The sequence below is a fragment of the Bradyrhizobium sp. genome (genome assembly GCF_049512235.1).
Taxonomy (GTDB): Bacteria; Pseudomonadota; Alphaproteobacteria; order Rhizobiales; family Xanthobacteraceae; genus Bradyrhizobium.
Genome location: NZ_JBEKXH010000085.1, coordinates 1 through 18788 on the forward strand (window position 1 = coordinate 1; position 18788 = coordinate 18788).

General features: G+C 62.3%; 16 protein-coding genes and 1 pseudogene. 9 read left to right on the forward strand and 8 right to left on the reverse strand.

Annotated elements, in window-relative coordinates:
* The 4 genes and pseudogenes from ABSG20_RS10660 to ABSG20_RS10675 all read right to left on the reverse strand — a co-directional run.
* A pseudogene (locus ABSG20_RS10660) lies at nucleotides 1-324 on the reverse strand (2-hydroxyacid dehydrogenase); the annotation flags it as partial.
* Nucleotides 324-1118 (reverse strand): ABC transporter permease, encoded by a 795-nt coding sequence (locus ABSG20_RS10665; RefSeq protein ID WP_423864467.1) that lies wholly within the window; start codon nucleotides 1116-1118, stop codon nucleotides 324-326. The pseudogene ABSG20_RS10660 and the gene ABSG20_RS10665, both read right to left, overlap by 1 nt.
* A 38-nt stretch (nucleotides 1119-1156) precedes the next feature.
* A complete protein-coding gene (locus ABSG20_RS10670; RefSeq protein ID WP_423864468.1) occupies nucleotides 1157-1969 on the reverse strand; it encodes an ABC transporter ATP-binding protein in 813 nt (270 codons plus the stop codon).
* Nucleotides 1969-3000, reverse strand: coding sequence for an ABC transporter substrate-binding protein (locus tag ABSG20_RS10675; RefSeq protein WP_423864469.1), 1032 nt, complete (start codon nucleotides 2998-3000; stop codon nucleotides 1969-1971). The genes ABSG20_RS10670 and ABSG20_RS10675 overlap by 1 nt, the downstream gene beginning before the upstream one ends.
* Nucleotides 3001-3108: 108 nt before the next feature.
* Between ABSG20_RS10675 and ABSG20_RS10680 the strand changes: the two genes are divergently transcribed.
* From ABSG20_RS10680 to ABSG20_RS10705, 6 genes are all read left to right on the forward strand, one after another.
* Nucleotides 3109-3924, forward strand: coding sequence for a creatininase family protein (locus ABSG20_RS10680; RefSeq protein ID WP_423864470.1), 816 nt, complete (start codon nucleotides 3109-3111; stop codon nucleotides 3922-3924).
* A gap of 294 nt (nucleotides 3925-4218) precedes the next feature.
* A complete protein-coding gene (locus tag ABSG20_RS10685) occupies nucleotides 4219-4497 on the forward strand; it encodes a metal/formaldehyde-sensitive transcriptional repressor (protein WP_423864481.1) in 279 nt (92 codons plus the stop codon).
* Between the two features lie 8 nt (nucleotides 4498-4505).
* Nucleotides 4506-5759, forward strand: coding sequence for a CDF family Co(II)/Ni(II) efflux transporter DmeF (dmeF, locus tag ABSG20_RS10690; protein WP_423864471.1), 1254 nt, complete (start codon nucleotides 4506-4508; stop codon nucleotides 5757-5759).
* Nucleotides 5760-6426: 667 nt separating this feature from the next.
* The gene (locus ABSG20_RS10695) at nucleotides 6427-8493 is read left to right on the forward strand and encodes a carbohydrate porin (RefSeq protein ID WP_423864482.1); all 2067 of its coding nucleotides are present in this window, start codon (nucleotides 6427-6429) and stop codon (nucleotides 8491-8493) included.
* Nucleotides 8494-8527: 34 nt separating this feature from the next.
* The gene (locus ABSG20_RS10700; RefSeq protein ID WP_423864472.1) at nucleotides 8528-10261 is read left to right on the forward strand and encodes an ABC transporter permease; all 1734 of its coding nucleotides are present in this window, start codon (nucleotides 8528-8530) and stop codon (nucleotides 10259-10261) included.
* A 13-nt stretch (nucleotides 10262-10274) separates the two neighbouring features.
* A complete protein-coding gene (locus ABSG20_RS10705) occupies nucleotides 10275-11585 on the forward strand; it encodes an ABC transporter ATP-binding protein (protein ID WP_423864473.1) in 1311 nt (436 codons plus the stop codon).
* Nucleotides 11586-11697: 112 nt separating this feature from the next.
* On the opposite strand, the gene ABSG20_RS10710 is transcribed toward ABSG20_RS10705, so the two are convergent.
* Nucleotides 11698-13323, reverse strand: a complete 1626-nt coding sequence (locus ABSG20_RS10710) for an FMN-binding glutamate synthase family protein (protein ID WP_423864474.1) — start codon at nucleotides 13321-13323, stop codon at nucleotides 11698-11700.
* A gap of 354 nt (nucleotides 13324-13677) precedes the next feature.
* The gene (locus tag ABSG20_RS10715; RefSeq protein WP_423864475.1) at nucleotides 13678-14451 is read right to left on the reverse strand and encodes a ferredoxin--NADP reductase; all 774 of its coding nucleotides are present in this window, start codon (nucleotides 14449-14451) and stop codon (nucleotides 13678-13680) included.
* A gap of 329 nt (nucleotides 14452-14780) precedes the next feature.
* Between ABSG20_RS10715 and ABSG20_RS10720 the strand changes: the two genes are divergently transcribed.
* The 3 genes from ABSG20_RS10720 (at nucleotide 14781) to ABSG20_RS10730 (ending at nucleotide 17473) form a co-directional block, all read left to right on the forward strand.
* Entirely contained in the window at nucleotides 14781-15788 is a 1008-nt protein-coding gene (locus ABSG20_RS10720; protein WP_423864476.1) for an ATP-grasp domain-containing protein, read from the forward strand.
* A gap of 26 nt (nucleotides 15789-15814) precedes the next feature.
* Nucleotides 15815-17131 carry a bifunctional folylpolyglutamate synthase/dihydrofolate synthase gene (locus tag ABSG20_RS10725; RefSeq protein WP_423864477.1) on the forward strand — a complete coding sequence of 439 codons (1317 nt, stop codon included), beginning with the start codon at nucleotides 15815-15817 and terminating at the stop codon, nucleotides 17129-17131.
* A gap of 81 nt (nucleotides 17132-17212) precedes the next feature.
* A complete protein-coding gene (locus ABSG20_RS10730) occupies nucleotides 17213-17473 on the forward strand; it encodes a hypothetical protein (protein WP_423864478.1) in 261 nt (86 codons plus the stop codon).
* A 52-nt stretch (nucleotides 17474-17525) separates the two neighbouring features.
* Here ABSG20_RS10730 and ABSG20_RS10735 read toward each other — a convergent pair whose 3' ends face one another.
* Complete coding sequence (locus ABSG20_RS10735; RefSeq protein WP_423864479.1) at nucleotides 17526-18452, reverse strand: amino acid ABC transporter substrate-binding protein; 927 nt, start codon at nucleotides 18450-18452, stop codon at nucleotides 17526-17528.
* A 12-nt stretch (nucleotides 18453-18464) separates the two neighbouring features.
* Nucleotides 18465-18788: dicarboxylate/amino acid:cation symporter (locus ABSG20_RS10740; protein ID WP_423864480.1), on the reverse strand; the 324-nt coding region annotated here is incomplete at its 5' end.

Consider the following 18788-nt stretch of genomic DNA (forward strand, 5'->3'; position numbering starts at 1 on the left):
CAGGACATCCGGGGTGTTGGTAACGACGATATTGTGATCATGCGCGTAATTGACATCGATGTGATCGTAGCCGACTCCGAATGCGGAGACGATCTCGAGCTTCGGAAAACGCGACAGTGTCTTGCGGTCGCCCCGTACCGAATTGTAGGTCACGGCGGCGCCACGGATCCGCTGCGCGACCGCCGGGGTCAATCGCTCAAGGTCACCGATCTTCTCAAATGAATGTAGCAAGAACTGGTCGGAAAAACCATTGTCGATGATCGGTTTGCTCGGCCCGTAGATCAGCAGATCGATCTTCGCAGAAGCAATATTTTCGCCCACCATCAGTTTTCCTTTCCAAGCGCACTTTCATGCCAGCGCCGCAACGCCAGGTGCGAGGTTAGCGCCAGCAGCCCATAGATGACAATCCCGGCGGCGGACAGCAACAGCAACGCGGCAAACATTCGGGGAATGTTGAGGCGGTAGCCGGATTCCGCGATCCGATAGGCCAGACCGGATCCGGCGCCGGCGGAGCCCGCCGCGATCTCGGCGACCACGGCGCCGATCAACGACAGTCCGCCGGCGATCCGCAATCCGCCGAGGATGAAGGGTAGCGCGGCAGGCAGTCTAAGATGGCGCAAGGTCTGCAGCCGCGACGCGCCGTAAAGCCTGAACAGTCCGGCCAGATTGCGATCGACCGAATTCAGTCCGAGCGTGGTGTTGGACAGGACCGGGAAGAATCCGACGATCCAGGCGCAGGCGATCACGGCGGTTTGCTGCGGGAGGTAGATCAAAAGCAGCGGAGCGATCGCGATCACCGGCGTAACCTGCAGGATCACCGCATAGGGAAACAGCGAGTATTCCAGCCATTTCGATTGATTGAACAACAGCGCCAGCGCTATGCCGCCGACCGCGGCCGCAACGAACCCTTCCACCGTGGTCTGCAGCGTGGTCTCGAGCGATTGCGACAGGATCGGCCAATCGCTGACCAGGGTCCGGAATACCGCGCCCGGCCCGGGCAGCACATAGGGCGGAATATCATTGATGCGCACCACCAGCGCCCAGACCGCGACGGCCGCCGCGAGCACGATTATGGGAAGCAGGATCCGGACCAGGCGCAGGGTAAGGCCATCGGCCATAGACGGCTCGGCAGATGGCGGTCCCGGCAACGGACTCATCAATGCGCCTGCCCGGGATAGGACGGCGCCAGCGCCTGCGAAACCTTGCGGCAATAGCCGGCATATTCGACCGAGGTTCGAAACTCCTCGCCGCGCGGCGCGGTGGTGTCGATACGAATCTCGGCGCCGAAGCGTCCGGGCCGCGCCGTCATCACGATCACGCGCTGCGACAGATAGACCGACTCGAATACTGAATGCGTGACGAAGATGACGGTCTTGCGCAAATTGCGCCACAGCGCGAGCAGATCGTTGTTGAGCCGGAAACGGGTGATCTCGTCGAGCGCGGCAAACGGTTCGTCCATCAAGAGGATATCCGGATCGGTGACCAGCGCGCGCGCCAGCGAGACCCGCATCTTCATGCCGCCCGACAATTCGCGGGGGAAGGCGCCTTTGAACTCGGCGAGGCCGACCTGGGTCAGGGCCTCGTCGGCGCGGGCCTTGGCCTCGGCCGTCGGTGCCCGCGCCAGTTTCAGCGGCAACCGCACGTTTTCCCGAACCGTGGTCCATGGCATCAGCGTCGGTTCCTGAAACACGAAGCCGATGGCGTGCCCGGCGCGCACCCGACCGGCGCGGCGGGCGACGCCGACGGTGCCGGAACTCGGGGCATTCAGGCCCGCGATCAGCCGCAGCGCGGTCGACTTGCCGCAGCCTGACGGCCCGAGCAGGGAAACGAACTCGCCCTGCCTGACATCGAGGTCGAGCGGCCCCAGCGCCGCGACGCCGCTGTCATAGACCTTGGTGACGCCGCGCAGGCTGACCGCGAGGCCGGCCAAGCCGGTCTCGCTTTCGGACAGGCTTGCGGGTTCGGTCATCACTTGTCCTGGTTCTTCGGCCGCAGATCGAGGCCAACGCCCTTGTTGACGAAGCGAAGCGTGTAAGCCCTGCGGAAGTCGATGTCGGGGCGGACCACGTGCGCACGAACCATCTTGTCGAAGAAGCTCGCCGCGCGTTCGTCCGTCATGGTACCGATGCCGTTGTGCAAGGTGTCGCCGGAATCGACAATGCCAAACTCCTTCATCTTCTTGACCGAGTAGCTGAGCAGTTCGTCGGTCATTTCAGGATTGAGCTGCTTGATCATCGCGTTGCCGGCGGCGTTGTCGCCGTAGAGATAGTGGTACCAACCGATCACAGAGGCGTCGACGAAGCGCTGAACCAGGTCCGGCTTCTTGTCGACGATCTCGCGGCGGGTCTCGATCAAGGTCGAGTAGGTGTTGAAGCCATAATCCGCCAGCAGGATAATGCCGGGCTTGAAGCCCGCGCTCTTTTCGATCGCGAACGGCTCCGAAGTGACATAGCCCTGCATCGCGCTTTGCCTGTCGGCAAGAAACGGCTGCGGATTGAAGGTATAGGGCTTTACCTTGGCCTCGCTGAAGCCGTATTCCGACTTCAGCCATTGGAAGTAGCTGGTAATCCCTTCCTTGGAGACGAACAAGGTCAGCGGCTTCAGGTCCTCGAGCTTGGTGACCTTCAGTTCCGGATGGGTCAGGAAAACCTGCGGATCCTTCTGGAAGATGGCGGCGACACTTACCACCGGCACGTTGTTGGCCACCGCATCGAACGACATCAGGGTGTTGGCAGCCATGAAGAAGTCGAGCTTGCCGGCGATCAGGAGCATGCGGTTGTTGTCGTTCGGGCCGCCGGGCACGATGGTGACGTCGAGCCCGTAATTCCTGTAGGTGCCATCCGCCACCGCCTGGAAAAATCCGCCGTGCTCGGCCTCCGCGACCCAATTGGTTCCGAACGAGACCTTATCCAGCGTGGTCTGCGCGCCCGCGGGCGAAATGACCATGCCAACGGCCAAGAGGCCGGCAATTAACGCTCGATTCAAGAGGGGCGGGATCATGATTGGACTCCGTCGATCGTTCTGGCCCATGATGGGAGGCACCCGGACGTTGATACGTCCCAAGGCTAAACTACCCTTTCAAATCCGTCCAAAGAAACAAATGGCTCGATGACTTCAACCGTTCCTCCCCGCGACTGGACCTGTATTCACTGGCCTGACCTTGGCGGAGCCGGAACGGCGCGATGGATCGCGGTGTTACCGCTGGCGGCCACCGAACAGCATGGCCCGCATCTGCCGCTCGGCACCGACGTCATGATTGCAGAGGCCTATCTGGCGCGGGTGCGCGAGCTCCTCCCCGCGGCCGTTCCCGCAACCTTCCTTCCGATCCAGCCGGTCGGGATTTCGACCGAACATATCGGTTATCCGGGCACCCTGACGCTGCCGGCCGAAGTGGCGCTGAAGAGCTGGATGGAAATCGGGATCAGCGTGGCGCGCACCGGGATCAGGAAACTGGTCATGGTGACCAGCCATGGCGGCAACAGCGCCGCCATGACGCTGGTGGCGCAGGATCTGCGTGCGAAATGGGGGCTTCTGGCCGTCACCACCGGATGGTCCCGCTTCGGTGCGCCCCAGGGGTTGGTCTCGGCGGAAGAATTGCGGCACGGCATCCATGGCGGTGCGGTCGAGACATCGATCATGCTGGCGCGATACAAGCAGCATGTGCGTACCGAAGAGATCGCCGATTTTCGGTCCACCTCGATTGCGATGGAAAGGGATTATCGCCGGCTTTCAGCCCATCGGCCGGCGCCGTTCGCCTGGCAGGCCCAGGACCTGCACGCCAGCGGCGCCGTCGGCGACGCGACGGAGGCTTCCGCGGAAAAGGGCGAGCTTCTGATCGATCACGGCGCGCGCGCGTTCTGCGAGCTGCTTGCCGATGTCGATCGATTCGATCCGGCGGCGCTTTCGGCCGGGCCGCAGGCCTGATGTTGCCGGTAACCAACTGTGATCATGAGACGACAACTCATTGCCCCGAACTAGTGAGGTTCAGCCCGGACCGGATCAGGGGGCGCTCAGTCCAATCGATCGTGCGGACCATCACGGGCCGCGTGCGCAGCTGCTACGGATGATCGACTGAAGGAGCGCGTGGATCCTGCGTCCGGCACGGGCGCCCCCTCCCCCCGTGCCGTGCCGATCCGCCCGGTCGCCCCCTGGCGGGTCAACTTTTGCGTGGCGCAGAAGCCCTTGACATAGCATAGGGGGGTACCCTATGTGGCCGTGATGGCGCATACGATCCGAGAGAAGAAGAAGCTGCTCGCGCGCGTTGGCCGGATACGCGGCCAGATCGAAGCGATCGAGCGGGCGTTGACGGAAGAGGCGGAATGCGAGCGCATCATGCACATGATCGCCGGCATTCGCGGCGGCGTCGCCGGCCTGATGGCGGAGGTGGTCGAGGACCACATCCGCACCCATCTCGTCGACCCCGAGCAGAATCCGGGCGCGCTCAACGCCGATGCGGCGGATCAACTCATCCAAGTGGTTCACACCTATCTGAAGTGAGGGACATCATGTCCGACGCGCCATCGATCCTTCAATTTCCGCCGCACGACCATGTGTTTCTGGGCAAGGATCACGACAAGGCGGAACGCCGGACCTGGGCGGTGATCGTGCTCTGCAGCATCATGATGATCGCCGAGATCATCGGCGGCGCGCTGTTCGGCTCGCTGGCCCTGATCGCCGACGGCCTGCACATGTCGACCCACGCCGGGGCGCTGCTGCTGGCGGCGCTGGCTTATACCTTTGCGCGCAAATATGCCAACGACCGCCGTTTCACATTTGGCACCGGCAAGTTCGGCGATCTGGCGGGATATTCCAGCGCCATCGTTCTGGCGATGATTTCGCTGCTGATCGGCTATGAAGCCGTGGCGCGTCTGCTCAACCCGGTCAACATCAGTTTCAACGAGGCCATCCCGATCGCGGCGCTCGGTCTCGCGGTCAATATCGCCAGCGCATGGCTGTTGTCCGGCGGCCATCATCACGGCCATGATCATGCGCACGGCCACGCTCATGGTCATGACGACGAGGCGCGAAAGATTGAGTTGGGCCGCAGCTCGCTGCAAGTCGAAGTCTTCGAAGACCGCGTGCCGCCGCGGTTTCGCCTGCGCGCGACGGCGGGGGCGTTGCCGGAGGCTCCCGATATCACAATCGAGACAACAAGGCCGGACGGCCGCTGCCAGCTATTCACGTTCGAAGACCATGGCGGATATCTGCAATCGCGCGACGAGATTCCGGAACCGCACGCCTTCGTCGCCAGGGTTCGCCTCACCCAGGAGGGCCAAAGCCACGAACGCGAGCTTGAATTCGAAGAGCACGATCACGAGGCGGCGCATGGCGCACATCACCGTGACAACAACATGCGGGCCGCGGTGATCCACGTCATGGCGGATGCCGCGGTGTCGGTCCTGGTCATTGTTGGCTTGGTGCTGGCGCGGGCGTTCGGCTGGCTCTGGATGGATCCGGTGGCGGGTCTCATCGGCGCGCTGGTGATCGCCAACTGGTCGGTCGGATTGCTGCGCGATACCGGCGGCATCCTGCTCGACCGTACGCCGGACCCGCGCATGGCGGAGAAAGTTCGCAACGCCATCGAAAGCGAGGGGGATCAGGTCACCGACCTGCATCTCTGGCGGCTTGGGCCCGGGCATCTCGGCGCTATCGTTTCGGTCGCAACCTCGGGGGCGCTTGAGGCGGCGGATTACCGGCAGCGACTGGCCAGGTTTGCCGATCTGTCCCATGTCACCGTGGAGGTCGCCCACAAGTCCTGACCTCTTTATCGCCACGGATTGCGCAGGCCTCGCCCCTGATCTGAACCATCCGGTGCGGTCGCGCGCCTCCATTGGATCAGGCCGCGATGGACTCGCGATCCCTCGCCCGAACACCCTGGATCGTCCGTCTTATTCCTGATCGACGGCGGCACGCGGCTGGATGTCGCTGGCTGGTCGAATTCCCACTACCATCGGTGCTGGAGAAGGCGGATGCGGCGCGGCCGAACGGCCAGACGGGTCGCAGGCGATCTGGTTCAGCCGTCGCCGTAGGCACTTTCACATAGCTGTCTTCGAACCGTCTTAATCGGCGATGACGTCTATTTCCGTAACTGGTAGCAGCACAGGGATGATGCCGGAAACACGCTCCGCCGCGACCGCACCGATGCACCGGCCGAGCTCCATCTATCAATGCGCCATTTCATTTCATTGTGTTGCACGCGCGTCACTAGACGATGTCATTCGAAGGCATCTCCATCGTCCTTTCTTCCATTTGCGAGCGCTTTGCAATAACGCTGGGGAACGATTTGTGGCTGCTTTCGATCTGCCCCCGACCGTGACCATTGCCAACTCCGAGCGGACGGCTTCATTTCCAGGATGGCAGCGCGCCGGCAAACGTACAGCGATGACGACAGAGACCGCCGCAATGCTCGCGCTGGAAATCCACACGATGATCCGTTGCAGGCGGTCTTGGCAGTGGGCGCTCGTGGGCGTGGCCTTGAGCCTGCTCGCGCTCGATGGATCGGCGGTGGCGGCGGACATGGCCGTCAAGGCGCCGGCTCTCAACGCCATCGATAACTGGACCGGATTTTATCTGGGCGGCCACTTCGGATATGCGGCCGGCAAAACCAGCTGGACGGCGACCGAGCCGGGAGCTGCCGTCCCGACGCTTGGCGGCTCCTTCGATCTGTTCAACGCCTACGATCCATTCAAGGGTACCGGGAGCTATTTCGTCGGATTACAGGCCGGCTACAACTATATGCTGCCATCGCGGTTTGTGGTTGGGTTTGAAGCCGACGTCTCGGCCCCGAATATGATCGCCGGCACCCAGACGATTTCCTCCGCGCCGATCGGACAGGCGAGCTACAACGACACGGTGCTGGATTTTGGCACGGCAAGGGGCCGGGTCGGCTATGCCTTCGACCACTGGCTCGTCTATGGCACTGGCGGAGCGGCCTGGACTTACGACAAGCTGACACGGATCGAACTCGCCGGCACTCCGGCAGCCGGCACCGCGGCGGTCGGAACAACCGAGGCCGCATTGCTGTGGCGGTGGGGCTGGGCCGCTGGCGCCGGAGTTGAAGTGCCGATTGCGCCGAACTGGAGCGCCAGGCTCGAATATCTGGCGGCCGATCTTGGCGGCAGGGCACGAACGTTTCCAGCCGCAGCGCAGTCGTTCAACTCCGATCTGATGCTGCAAAGCCTGCGCTTTGGCGTGAACTACCAGCTCGGCGCTGATCTGTCGAAGAGTGATGCCGTCACCAAGGGTATCCCCGCACTGGATAACGGTGATATCAGCGTGCACGGACAAGCGACGCTGGTCAGCCAATATGCGCTGCCGTTCCGGGCGCCCTATAGCGGCCAAAACAGCCTCGCCCCAAATTCAGGCCGGGAGACTTTCGACGTCGATTTGTATCTGGGCTTCCGTCCCTGGAAAGGCGCGGAGATCTGGGTCGACCCGGAGATCGATCAGGGTTTCGGTCTCAGCGGCACGTTTGGCGTCGCCGGATTTCCCAGCGCGGAGGCCTACAAGGTCGGCGCAGCCTATCCCTATGCGCGCTTGCCGCGCACGTTCCTGCGCCAGACGATCGACCTCGGCGGCGAGGTTCAGAAGGTCGATGCCGGGATCAATCAATTCGCCGGATCCCAGACGGCGGACCGCTTGGTGATCACGGTCGGTAAATTCAGCGTCGTCGATATTTTCGACTCCAACAAGTATGCGCATGATCCGCGCGGGGACTTTTTGAACTGGACCCTGGTCAATACCGGGGCTTTCGACTATGCGGCCGACGCCTGGGCTTTCACTTACGGCGCCGCCGTCGAATGGTACACCGGTCAATGGACATTCCGGGCCGGCATCTTTGATGGTCCTGTTGTTCCGAACAGCACCGATCTGGACCCAACCTTTGGCCAGTTTCAAATGGTGGGCGAGGTCGAGCGCCGCTACGACCTTTGGGGGCAACCCGGCAAGATCGCGGTGACCGGCTATCTGACCCGCGCGCGGATGGGAAGCTTTGCGGACGCCGTCCAGCTTGCCGCGCTGACCGGCGCGCCGGCGGATATTTCGGCGGTGCGTACGTATACGAGCAAACCCGGGATTGCCGCCAACATGGAGCAGCAGATTTTGCCCGGCGTCGGCCTATTTGCCCGCGCAGGCTACACCCCCGGTGATCTTGAGACCTATGCATTCACCGATGCCGACGCAACCCTGTCGGGCGGCGCCTCGCTGTCCGGAAAACTCTGGGGCCGGCCCGATGACACCGTGGGCCTTGCCGGAATCCTCAACACCATATCGAGCGTGCATCAGGCCTACCTCGCGGCCGGCGGCTACACCGCCCTGATCGGAGATGGCAAGCTTCCCGATCCGGGACCCGAGAAAATCATGGAAGTCTATTACACGCTCCCGGTCTTAGCCTGGCAGCTGACCTTCGATTACCAGTTCATCACCAATCCCGCCTATAACCGGGATCGCGGGCCGGTCTCGGTGGTCGCTACGCGCCTACACGCGCAATTCTGAACATTTGCAGCCCATGTCCTCCACGGGTTCTCGCATGACGCTTCAAGAAATTCTGACGCCGAGATTGGGACAGGCGCTGCGGCCCAACATCTGGGACGCCGTGGCGCTGATCCTCGTGATCGGCGCCATGGTGCTGATCGTCTATGGCGGCGAGCAGACCACCCTTCCGCTCTCGGCGCTCGATATCACGCCGGTATCGCTCGATCCCGCCAACCTGCCGCTCTATGCGCTGCGAACGACGATGCGGATGCTGCTGGCGATCATCTGCTCGATCATCTTCACCTTCGTCTATGCGGCGCTGGCCGCCAAGAGCCGGCGCGCCGAGATGGTGCTGATCCCGCTGCTCGATATCCTGCAGTCGGTGCCGATCCTCGGCTTTCTGACCTTCACCGTCGTATTCTTCCTGAATTTGTTTCCCGGCCGGGTGTTCGGTGCCGAGCTCGCCTGCGTGTTCGCGATTTTCACCAGCCAGGCCTGGAACATGACCTTCAGCATGTACCAGTCGATCCGCAGCGTCCCGAAAGACCTGGAGGAGGCCTCACAGAGCTTTCACCTGAGCGGCTGGCAGCGCTTCTGGCGGCTCGACGTGCCGTTCGCCATGCCCGGCCTGATCTGGAACACGATGATGTCGATGTCCGGGGGCTGGTTCTTCGTGGTGGCCTCGGAGGCGATTACCGTCGGCAATACCACGGTCACGTTGCCCGGCATCGGCTCCTACGTCGCGCTGGGCATTCAAAAGCAGAACCTGTCTGCGATCGGCTACGCCATCCTGGCCATGCTTCTCGTCATTATCGCCTATGATCAACTGCTGTTCCGCCCTGTCGTGGCCTGGGCCGACAAATTCCGCTTCGAGGAGACCGCCTCGGCCACCGCACCGACATCCTGGATGCTCGATCTGTTCCGGCGCACCCGCGCGCTGCGCGCTTTGACCTATCCGTTTGCGGCGCTCAACAAGGCCATCTCGAACTTCCATGTCGCGCTGCCGGGCAGCCCGAGGGTGCCGGTCGGACAGCGCCCGCCGTCGCGCCTCGTCGATGCGGTCTGGCTTGTACTTGTCGCCGCAACCACCGGCTATGCCGGTTGGAGGGCCTACGAATATCTCTCGGCGACCCTAAGCCCGTCGGATATCCTCACCGCGATTGGCTATGGCTTCATGACGCTTTTGCGCGTCGTCGTGCTGATCGCGCTGGCGTCACTGATCTGGGTACCGGTCGGGGTCTGGATCGGACTTCGGCCAAAACTCGCCGAGCGCATTCAGCCGCTGGCGCAGTTCCTGGCCGCGTTTCCCGCCAACCTCGCATTTCCGGTGTTCGTGGTTATCATCGTGCGCTACGGCCTTAACGCCAATGTCTGGCTCAGTCCGCTGATGATCCTGGGGACTCAGTGGTACATCCTGTTCAATGTCATCGCCGGCGCCAGCGCGTTCCCGACCGACCTGCGCGAGGTCGCCGGCAGCTTCCATCTCAGGGGATGGCGCTGGTGGATAAAAGTCATCCTGCCCGGTATTTTCCCGTATTACATCACCGGCGCCATCACCGCTTCCGGCGGCTCCTGGAATGCGTCCATCGTGGCGGAAGTGGCGAGCTGGGGCGACACGCATCTGACCGCCAGCGGTCTCGGTGCCTATATAGCAACCGCGACCGAAGCCGGCGACTTCCCTCGGGTCGTGCTCGGCATCGCCATCATGTGTATTCTGGTGACGTTCTTCAACCGCCTGCTCTGGCGGCCGCTCTATGCCTTCGGCGAGCGTCGCCTTCGTCTCGGCTGATCAGGAGAAATTCATGCTCGATCAAACCAAACCGAGCAGGCTACTCGAAATCCGCGGCGTCTGCCGGTCATTTCCGAAAGGCAGCGGCGAAGATCTGCTGGTGCTCGAAAATGTCGATCTCACGATAAAATCGGGCGAAATTGTCGGTCTGCTCGGCCGTTCCGGGTCGGGTAAGTCGACGCTGCTGCGCATCATTGCCGGACTGATCGCGCCATCCTCGGGCGACGCCAAATGCCGTGGCGAGACCATCGTCGGACCGCCGAACGGCGTTGCCATGGTGTTTCAGTCCTTCGCGCTGTTTCCTTGGCTGACGGTTCTGCAGAACGTCGAATTGGGGCTGGAAGCGCTGGGGATTGACAGCGCCGAACGCCGCACCCGGGCGCTGGCGGCGATCGACCTGATCGGTCTCGACGGGTTCGAGTCCGCTTTTCCGAAGGAATTGTCGGGCGGCATGCGCCAGCGCGTCGGCTTCGCGCGTGCGCTGGTGGTGCATCCGGACCTGCTGCTGATGGACGAGCCGTTTTCGGCGCTGGATGTGCTGACCGCGGAAACGCTCCGCACCGATCTGGTCGATCTCTGGATCGAAGGCCGGCTGCCGATCAAGTCGGTGCTGATGGTGACGCATAATATCGAGGAGGCGGTCCTGATGTGCGACCGCATCCTGGTGTTTTCTTCCAATCCGGGACGCGTCGCCGCCGAGATCAAGGTCGACCTGCCGCATCCGCGCAATCGGCTTGACCCGACATTCCGGCAACTGGTCGACAGCATCTATGCCCGCATGACGCAGCGCGCCGAGCTGAGAGCGCCGGCGATCGAGGGCATTCCAGGCACCGGTGTCGGCATGGTCCTCAACCACGTCTCGTCCAACGTTCTGTCGGGGCTGATCGAGACGCTGGCGGCGCCGCCCTATAACGGCCGCGCTGACTTGCCGGTTCTCGCCAACAGCCTGCAACTGGAGGCCGACGAGATCTTCCACCTCGGCGAATCCCTGCAACTGCTGAGGTTTGCCCAATTGAGCGAAGGCGATCTGATGCTGACGGATGCAGGCCAGCGCTTTGCCCACCTCGAAACCGACGCCCGCAAGAAGCTGTTCGCCGAACATCTGATGAATTATGTGCCGGTGATGGGCCTGATCCGCCGGGTGCTCGACGAGCGGCCCTCGCACACCGCCCCCGAGGCGCGCTTCCGCAACGAACTCGAGGACTATATGGCGGAAGACCAGGCCGACGAGACGCTCAAGACCATCGTCTCTTGGGCGCGCTATGGCGAGTTGTTCGCCTATGACGAGCAGTCGGAGCTGTTCAGCCTCGAAAACCCGCATTGATGGCAAAACGTCATTTCGGGTCGCGCGTCAGCGCGAACTCGGAATCCAGAGGTTATCAGGTCGAGATTCCGGGTTCGACGCTTCGCGTCGCCCGGGAATGACGAGTTCAGCCTCACCCCATCGCGGCAAAACTATCCGCGCGCGCCATGGCCCAGGCCTCGCGGAAACGGGCATCGCTGGTGCCGTCGATCAACTCGCCGGGGCGGAGCGAGGGATAGAGCTTCGCGAACGACTGCACGTCGGTGGTGGAGGTGCGCTGCGAAAAATGGATCGGCCGCAATTCTTGCGGATGTTCGAACCCGGCGGCGGCCAGCAGTTCGGCCAGCGCGTGCAGGGTGGCGTGATGGTAATTGTAAACCCGATCGATCTTGTGCGGCACCACCAGCGCGCGATTGCGCGTCGGGTCCTGCGTGGTCACCCCGGTCGGGCACCGATCGGTATGGCAGGAGAGCGACTGGATGCAGCCCAGCGCGAACATGAAGCCGCGCGCCGAATTGCACCAGTCGGCGCCGATCGCCATGGCGCGCGCCATATCGAAGGCGGTGGCGATCTTGCCGGCGGCGCCGATGCGGATACGATCGCGGGCATTGATGCCGACCAGCGCGTTATGGACGAAATTGACGCCCTCGCGCATCGGCATGCCCAGATGGTCCATGAACTCAAGCGGTGCCGCGCCGGTGCCGCCTTCATTGCCATCGACCACGATGAAATCAGGGTAAATTCCGGTTTGCAGCATCGCCTTGCAGATCGCCAGGAATTCCCAGGGATGGCCGATGCACAGTTTGAATCCCGCCGGCTTGCCGCCGGACAGTCGCCGCATCTCGGCGATGAAGCCCATCATTTCCAGCGGCGTCGAGAACGCTCGGTGCGACGCCGGCGAGATGCAATCCTCGTCCATCGCGACGCCCCTGATTTTGGAAATCTCCAGGGAAACCTTGGCCGCCGGCAGCACCCCGCCATGGCCGGGCTTGGCGCCCTGGCTGACCTTGAGTTCGACCATCTTGATCTGATCGTAGGCGGCAACGCGCGCGAATTCTTCCGGATTGAACGAGCCGTCGCGGTTGCGGCAGCCGAAATATCCCGAACCGATCTCCCAGATCAGATCGCCGCCGTTCTCGCGATGATAGGGACTGACGCCGCCCTCGCCGGTGTCATGCGCGAAGCCGCCTTTCTTGGCGCCGGCGTTCAATGCCCGCACCGCGTTCGGGCTGAGCGCGCCAAAGCTCATCGCCGAGATATTGAACACCGAGGCCGAATAGGGCTTGGCGCAATCCGGGCCGCCGATGGTAATGCGAAATTTTTCCCCGGTGTGAACCTTCGGCGCCACCGAATGGTGCATCCATTCATAGCCCTCGCGATAGACATCTTCCTGGGTGCCGAACGGCCGCTTGTCGAGCACCATCTTGGCGCGCTGATAGACCACGGCGCGGGTGTCGCGGGAAAACGGCATGCCGTCCTTCTCGCTCTCGAAGAAGTATTGCCGCATCTCCGGCCGGATCTCTTCCAGCAGGAAACGCAGATGCGCCGAGATCGGATAGTTCCGCAACACCGCGTGGCTCTTTTGCGTGAGATCGCGAATGCCGAGCAAAGTCAGCGCACCGAAAATGAGCATCGGGATCAGAACCAGATCGAACACCTTGCGATCGAAGAGCCCGACGCCCAGCAGCAAAGCCGTGGCAACGGCGCAAATCGTCAGAATGATGAAGCGTGGCGAGAACGGAAGCAGCAACGTTTCCATGGGACTCCCTCAGGCGGATCTGCCGCTTTTATTCTCGTCAGTCGCAGCCTGGCCTGACGACCCGAACATGGCTGTACACGATATCCGCGGCAAAGGTCATGAATATGACAGCGCATCGGGCGCGAAAAGACCCAATCGACCGGCGGCAAATCAATCCATCCCTTGACGGCGTATGGCGCCAGATCATGCGCTCCTTTTGCAGTGCAGCGCAACCTGACTTGTTCTCAAGGCTTAGTGACCGTGCGGGCGCACCACGTCGGGAATCCCGCTTTGCTCAAGGCTATCCCGCGCAGGCCATGCGTTCGTGCTCTGGACGGCGTGCTGGATATGGTCGGCGGTCCGCGGGAGAGGAGATCACCGCTCGACAAACGCCTTTTCGATGACGAAATGGCCGGGCTCACTGTGGCTGCCCTCGAGAAAACCGCGCCCTTCCAGCATCAGGCGCAGCTCTTCCAGCATGCCCGGGCTGCCGCACATCATCACCCGATCGGTTTCGATGTCGAGCGGTGCCAGACCGAGATCTCTGAACAATTGTTCTGACGTGATCAGGTCGGTGATGCGACCGCGGTTGCGAAACGGCTCGCGGGTGACGGTCGGATAATAGACCAGCTTTTCCGCCAACAGCGGGCCGAACAATTCGTCGTCCCGCAATTTCGCCACCAGCTCTTCGCCATAGGCCAGTTCGGATACTTGCCGGCAGCCGTGCACCAGAATGATGCATTCAAACCGCTCATAGACATCCGGATCCTTGATCAGGCTGGCAAACGGAGCAAGCCCGGTTCCGGTCGACAGCAACAGCAGGCGCTGGCCGGATATCAAATTGTCCGCAATCAGCGTGCCGGTCGCCTTGCGCCCGACCAGAATGACATCGCCCTCTCTGATCCGCTGCAGCCTTGACGTCAGCGGCCCGTCGGCGACCTTGATGCTGAAAAACTCCAGGGATTCTTCGTGATTGGCGCTCGCCATGCTGTAGGCACGCAGCAGCGGGCGGCCGTCGACCTCCAGTCCGATCATCGCGAACTGCCCGTTCTGGAAGCGAAAGCCGGAACTGCGGGTGGCGGTGAAGCTGAAAAGCGTATCGGTCCAGTGCCGGACAGAAAGAACTTTCTCGCGGTGGAATGCGCTCATGGCTTTTGTTTTTCCCGATTGCCCGGCCGTAGAAGGATCGCGCGGTTTACGCCCAAGCCAGGCAGAAACCCCTGCAACGATTGATGATTCTGGCCTTCACGTACGCGATAATTGAAGACAGTCAACAGGCCCGGATGCACCCTTGGGGGCCCAAAAACGCAGTCGACGGGTGCAATTAAAGGGTCATTATGAAGCTTCCCCGCGAAGGCGGTTGTGCGCAATGAACTTGCTGGAATCCGCGTCCTTCGGGCAGTTAATTGCCACCCGCGAGCGAAAAATTCGCTGGAGAGAAAGACACCAAATCAGAATGCCAGACCACCGGATATTGCATGCGAACCTTGCGGGAATTTCGAGCGGGTAGGCCGTCCTTTTATCCGGACCAGTCGGTCTATGCGGCCTATGCCTGCGCCGAATTCGGCCTCGCCTTTGCCGACATCGATGGCGGAACGGGACTCGTCGTCAGCGTCGCCTCCGGGACCAAAACCATTCATTTCGGCGCCGGTCGATGCTCGTGGTATCCGCAAAACAGCGCCACCGCCTCGACGCTGGCTTCGGATAAATATTTCACCAATATCATACTTGAACGCGCCGGCGTTCCGACGCTCGGCGGTGACTATTTCTTCCTGCATGATCGGCACCGGGCCCATCGCCCGCGCGGCCACGAACGCGAAGACGCCCGCAACCTTTTCAGGAAATTGGGCGCTGCGGTTTTCGTCAAGCCGCTTGCGGGATCGCGCGGCGATTTCGCGCAGATGATTCGCAGCGAGGCTTCGCTGCTGCGATATTTCACCGAAGTCTCGCACTATTACGACGCGGTATTGATGCAACCGGTCGTCGCCGGTCTCGAGCATCGGATTTTTCTATTGGATGACGAGATCGTTTATTGCGCCCAGAAATATCCGCCCGCTTTATTGGGCGATGGGTTGCGCAGCATTGCCGATCTGTTGATCGCCCATAACGAAGCCTTGCGATGTCGCGGCCTTTCGCCAGTTGCCCTGACCGATGACAACGACACCGCGCTCGACACCGTATTGCCCGCGGGCGCGCGCTGGGACATTCCCGGCCGGATGAATTGGAGCGCGGGGGCAACGATGATGCTGGATGCACCCCGGTCCGACGCCGCGCTGGCGTTGGCCAGAAGGGCGCTGCACGCGCTGGGACTTCGGGTCGCGGCCGTGGACCTGTTTACAAATATCGAGGCAGACGCAGAAGCCATGCGGGTGATCGAGGTCAACGCCAATCCCTCGATCCGGCTTTTGGAGCAACACGACCGCGGCGACCTGATCCTGAAAATCTGGCGCCACACGTTCTTGTCGCTGGGATTGCTGGCGCGGTAAAACAACGTTGGAACCGGAACGCCCTGGTGTTTGACCTGCCGAAATATGGCGATGGCCCCTGTCTGGCGCGGATGGCGGCGCTGCTCGCCGCCCTTGCCGTAGATCGGGAGAGGCTGCAGCGAATCTCGGTTGTCGTGACCGGGTCCAATGGCAAAGGCAGCACCGCGGCCTTCTGCGCCAGCATCGCACGCGCCCATGGCCTGCGAACCGGATTGTTCACCTCACCACATCTATTTCACATCAACGAACGCTTTCAGGTCGATGGCGTGGCTGTCGCCGATGATGATCTGGCGCGCCTGACGGCGCGGATCAAAACCTCGATCGACGAGATCTCACAGCGCCAGGGTGGGACTTTTGGCGCCTTCGAAGCCATGTTTGCGCTGGCCTGCCTGCACTTTCAGGAAAGCGGATGCGAATTCGCCGCGTTCGAGGCCGGCATCGGCGGCCGCTACGATCCGGTGCGTCTGGTCGGCGCGCGGGTGGCTGGCGTGACCTCGGTCGATTACGAGCATGTCGAACTGCTCGGCCATTCCCTGGAACTGATCGCTGCCGACAAAAGCGACGCCTGCGCCGCCTTGGGCACCATCGTCTATGGCGAGAATTGCCGAAGCCTGTGGCCGCATCTCGTCGAATATAATCGCACCCGCAGCGTCACGTCCCTGTTTGTCGGCGACCAGATCGCGCTTCGCGGCGGAGCCATCGCGGCGTCTGGGCAGCGGTTCGAGTTCGAATTCGGGAATTTCCGATTTCAGTCGCTGGAAACGAGCTTGAGGGGCGCGTTTCAATTCAACAATGCCGCCATCGCGGTGACCCTGTTCCTGCTCTGGCTGCGGGACGGGGGGGCAGAAACAAGTCCCGGCAGGATCGAAGCCGCGGTGAGGTCGGGCCTGCGCGAGGTGCGCTGGCCGGGCCGCCTCGAGGTGATCGGCCAAGATCCGCTGACCATCATCGACGTCGGCCACACCCCCGACGGCATCCGGCAATCGCTTGCAAGCCTGAAGGCGATTTATGGCGCGGAGGATTGGATTCTCGTGCTCGGCGTTTCCTTTGACAAGAAGGAAGGCGAGATCGTTGCCGCGCTGGCGCCGTCATTCGACACCATCCTATGCACGGCGGCCTATCACAAGGGCGCCAATGCCGATGCCATTGCCGACGCGGTGCGGCAGGCCAATCCGTCAGCCGCCATTCACGTCGCGGCCAGCATCGAGGAAGCCGTCGGCCTTAGCCAAAGCCTCGCCGCCTCGCTGCATCGGAAAATATATGTCGCCGGCGGATTATTCCTGGCGATCGAATACCTAACCGTCGCGCGCGGCGGTCGCGCCCGCGAGCTGAAGTTTTTCTGACGTGGCGACAGGTCCGCCGCGGCCCGTTAACAGGCCGTTAACCATACCACCCTGATGGTTTCCCCAAGCAGGAAGCATCGCATGACCGACATCTCATCTGTTGCATCGTCGGCCGCCGCCATCGTCGCCCGCCCGGCAGCCGCGTTAAAAGAGGCTGCGAACGCGACGAAGACAAGCTTCCAAGGTGCTTTGGCCGGGGTCCAGTCGACCCTTGCAGTCAAGCCCAAAACGGGCTTTACGAGCGGACCGACCTACCAGGCGGGCACGGTGACGGGGCAGACCAAGGCCGCCTTCAACAGCACCCTCAGCGCCGCCAAGTCTGTCCTCAACATCAAACCCTGAGCCATCACGTGGAAATCGTGTGGCTCGCCGATCCGGCCCCAGAGCCTGCGGCCTAGTTGCTGGTCCCCTCGGTGTCGTCGAGCACCTTGAAGGCTTCCTCGAGCTGCGGCGAGATCTCGACGTTGAGCTTCTCGCCGGTCGGCAGGCGGGCCACGAACCATTTGTTATAGAGCGGGATCAGATCGTGGTTCGAACCGAGCTTGTGGAAGGTGCGATCCACCACCTCGGAAAGCTGCGGCTCGCCCTTGCGAAACATGATGCCATAGGGGTCGTAGGACAGGTAATCGCCGGTGACGCGAAAGGTGCCTTGCGCCTTGTGCCGCGCGATCAGGCCGTAGAGCAGGATGTCATCGGTCGCGAAGGCGTCGGCCTTGCCGTCGGCCAGCATCTGATAGGATTGCTCATGATCGGGCGAGACCACGATGTTCAGCCCGAGCGACAGCTTCTTGTCGACGGCGTGCATCGCCGGCTCGTTGGTGGTGCCTTTGGTCACGACCACGGTCTTGCCCTTCAGATCAGCCGCGGCCAAGATGCTTGAGGCCTTCGGCACCATCAGCTTGGTGCCGGCCACGAACATCAGCGGCGAAAACGCCACCTGTTTGGCGCGCTCGGCATTGGCCGTGGTCGAGCCGCATTCCAGGTCGATCTTGTCCTGCAGCACCGCGGCAATGCGGTCGTCCGAGGTGACCTTGACATATTCGATCCTCAAATTGTCATCGTCGACCGCAGCGCCGATCTCGTCGACGATGGCTTCGCACAGCTCCAGGCTGTAGCCGATCGGCCGGTTGGCCTGATCGAGGAACGAAAACGGCGGCGAGCTTTCGCGATAGCCGAGCCGCACCGCATGCCTGTTCTTGATATTGGCCAGCGTCGGGCTCAGTCCCTCGCTGCCGCTCTGGGCTGCCGCTGATGTGGCCAGCAGGCAGGCTATCAGCCACAGGCCACCGGCCTGGATCGTTCGCCGCATGGTTTGGCGCATGGATCGCTCCCGTCAATGGCCGGCCATCGCAGGAATCTCGCCGGGGATCATGTCCGGCGGCACGACGTCGTCGGGGCCGAGCACGTGCTCGGGCGCGAGTTCGCCCTCCCACTTAGCCACCACGGAAGTGGCGAGCGAGTTGCCGATCACGTTGGTGGCGCTGCGTCCCATGTCGAGGAAGGTATCGATGCCCATGATCATCAACAGGCCGGCCTCGGGAATGCCGAACTGGCCCAAGGTCGAGGCGATCACCACCAGCGAGGCGCGTGGAACGCCGGCGACGCCCTTCGAGGTGATCATCAGGGTGGCGAGCATCGCAAACTGGGTGCCGAGCGA

Coding starts and splice junctions, on each gene's coding strand:
- ABSG20_RS10665 (WP_423864467.1), bottom strand. CDS start 1,118: ATGGCCGATGGCCTTACCCTGCGCCTGGTCCGGATCCTGCTTCCCATA.
- ABSG20_RS10670 (WP_423864468.1), bottom strand. CDS start 1,969: ATGACCGAACCCGCAAGCCTGTCCGAAAGCGAGACCGGCTTGGCCGGC.
- ABSG20_RS10675 (WP_423864469.1), bottom strand. CDS start 3,000: ATGATCCCGCCCCTCTTGAATCGAGCGTTAATTGCCGGCCTCTTGGCC.
- ABSG20_RS10680 (WP_423864470.1), top strand. CDS start 3,109: ATGACTTCAACCGTTCCTCCCCGCGACTGGACCTGTATTCACTGGCCT.
- ABSG20_RS10685 (WP_423864481.1), top strand. CDS start 4,219: ATGGCGCATACGATCCGAGAGAAGAAGAAGCTGCTCGCGCGCGTTGGC.
- dmeF (WP_423864471.1), top strand. CDS start 4,506: ATGTCCGACGCGCCATCGATCCTTCAATTTCCGCCGCACGACCATGTG.
- ABSG20_RS10695 (WP_423864482.1), top strand. CDS start 6,427: ATGATCCGTTGCAGGCGGTCTTGGCAGTGGGCGCTCGTGGGCGTGGCC.
- ABSG20_RS10700 (WP_423864472.1), top strand. CDS start 8,528: ATGACGCTTCAAGAAATTCTGACGCCGAGATTGGGACAGGCGCTGCGG.
- ABSG20_RS10705 (WP_423864473.1), top strand. CDS start 10,275: ATGCTCGATCAAACCAAACCGAGCAGGCTACTCGAAATCCGCGGCGTC.
- ABSG20_RS10710 (WP_423864474.1), bottom strand. CDS start 13,323: ATGGAAACGTTGCTGCTTCCGTTCTCGCCACGCTTCATCATTCTGACG.
- ABSG20_RS10715 (WP_423864475.1), bottom strand. CDS start 14,451: ATGAGCGCATTCCACCGCGAGAAAGTTCTTTCTGTCCGGCACTGGACC.
- ABSG20_RS10720 (WP_423864476.1), top strand. CDS start 14,781: ATGCGAACCTTGCGGGAATTTCGAGCGGGTAGGCCGTCCTTTTATCCG.
- ABSG20_RS10730 (WP_423864478.1), top strand. CDS start 17,213: ATGACCGACATCTCATCTGTTGCATCGTCGGCCGCCGCCATCGTCGCC.
- ABSG20_RS10735 (WP_423864479.1), bottom strand. CDS start 18,452: ATGCGCCAAACCATGCGGCGAACGATCCAGGCCGGTGGCCTGTGGCTG.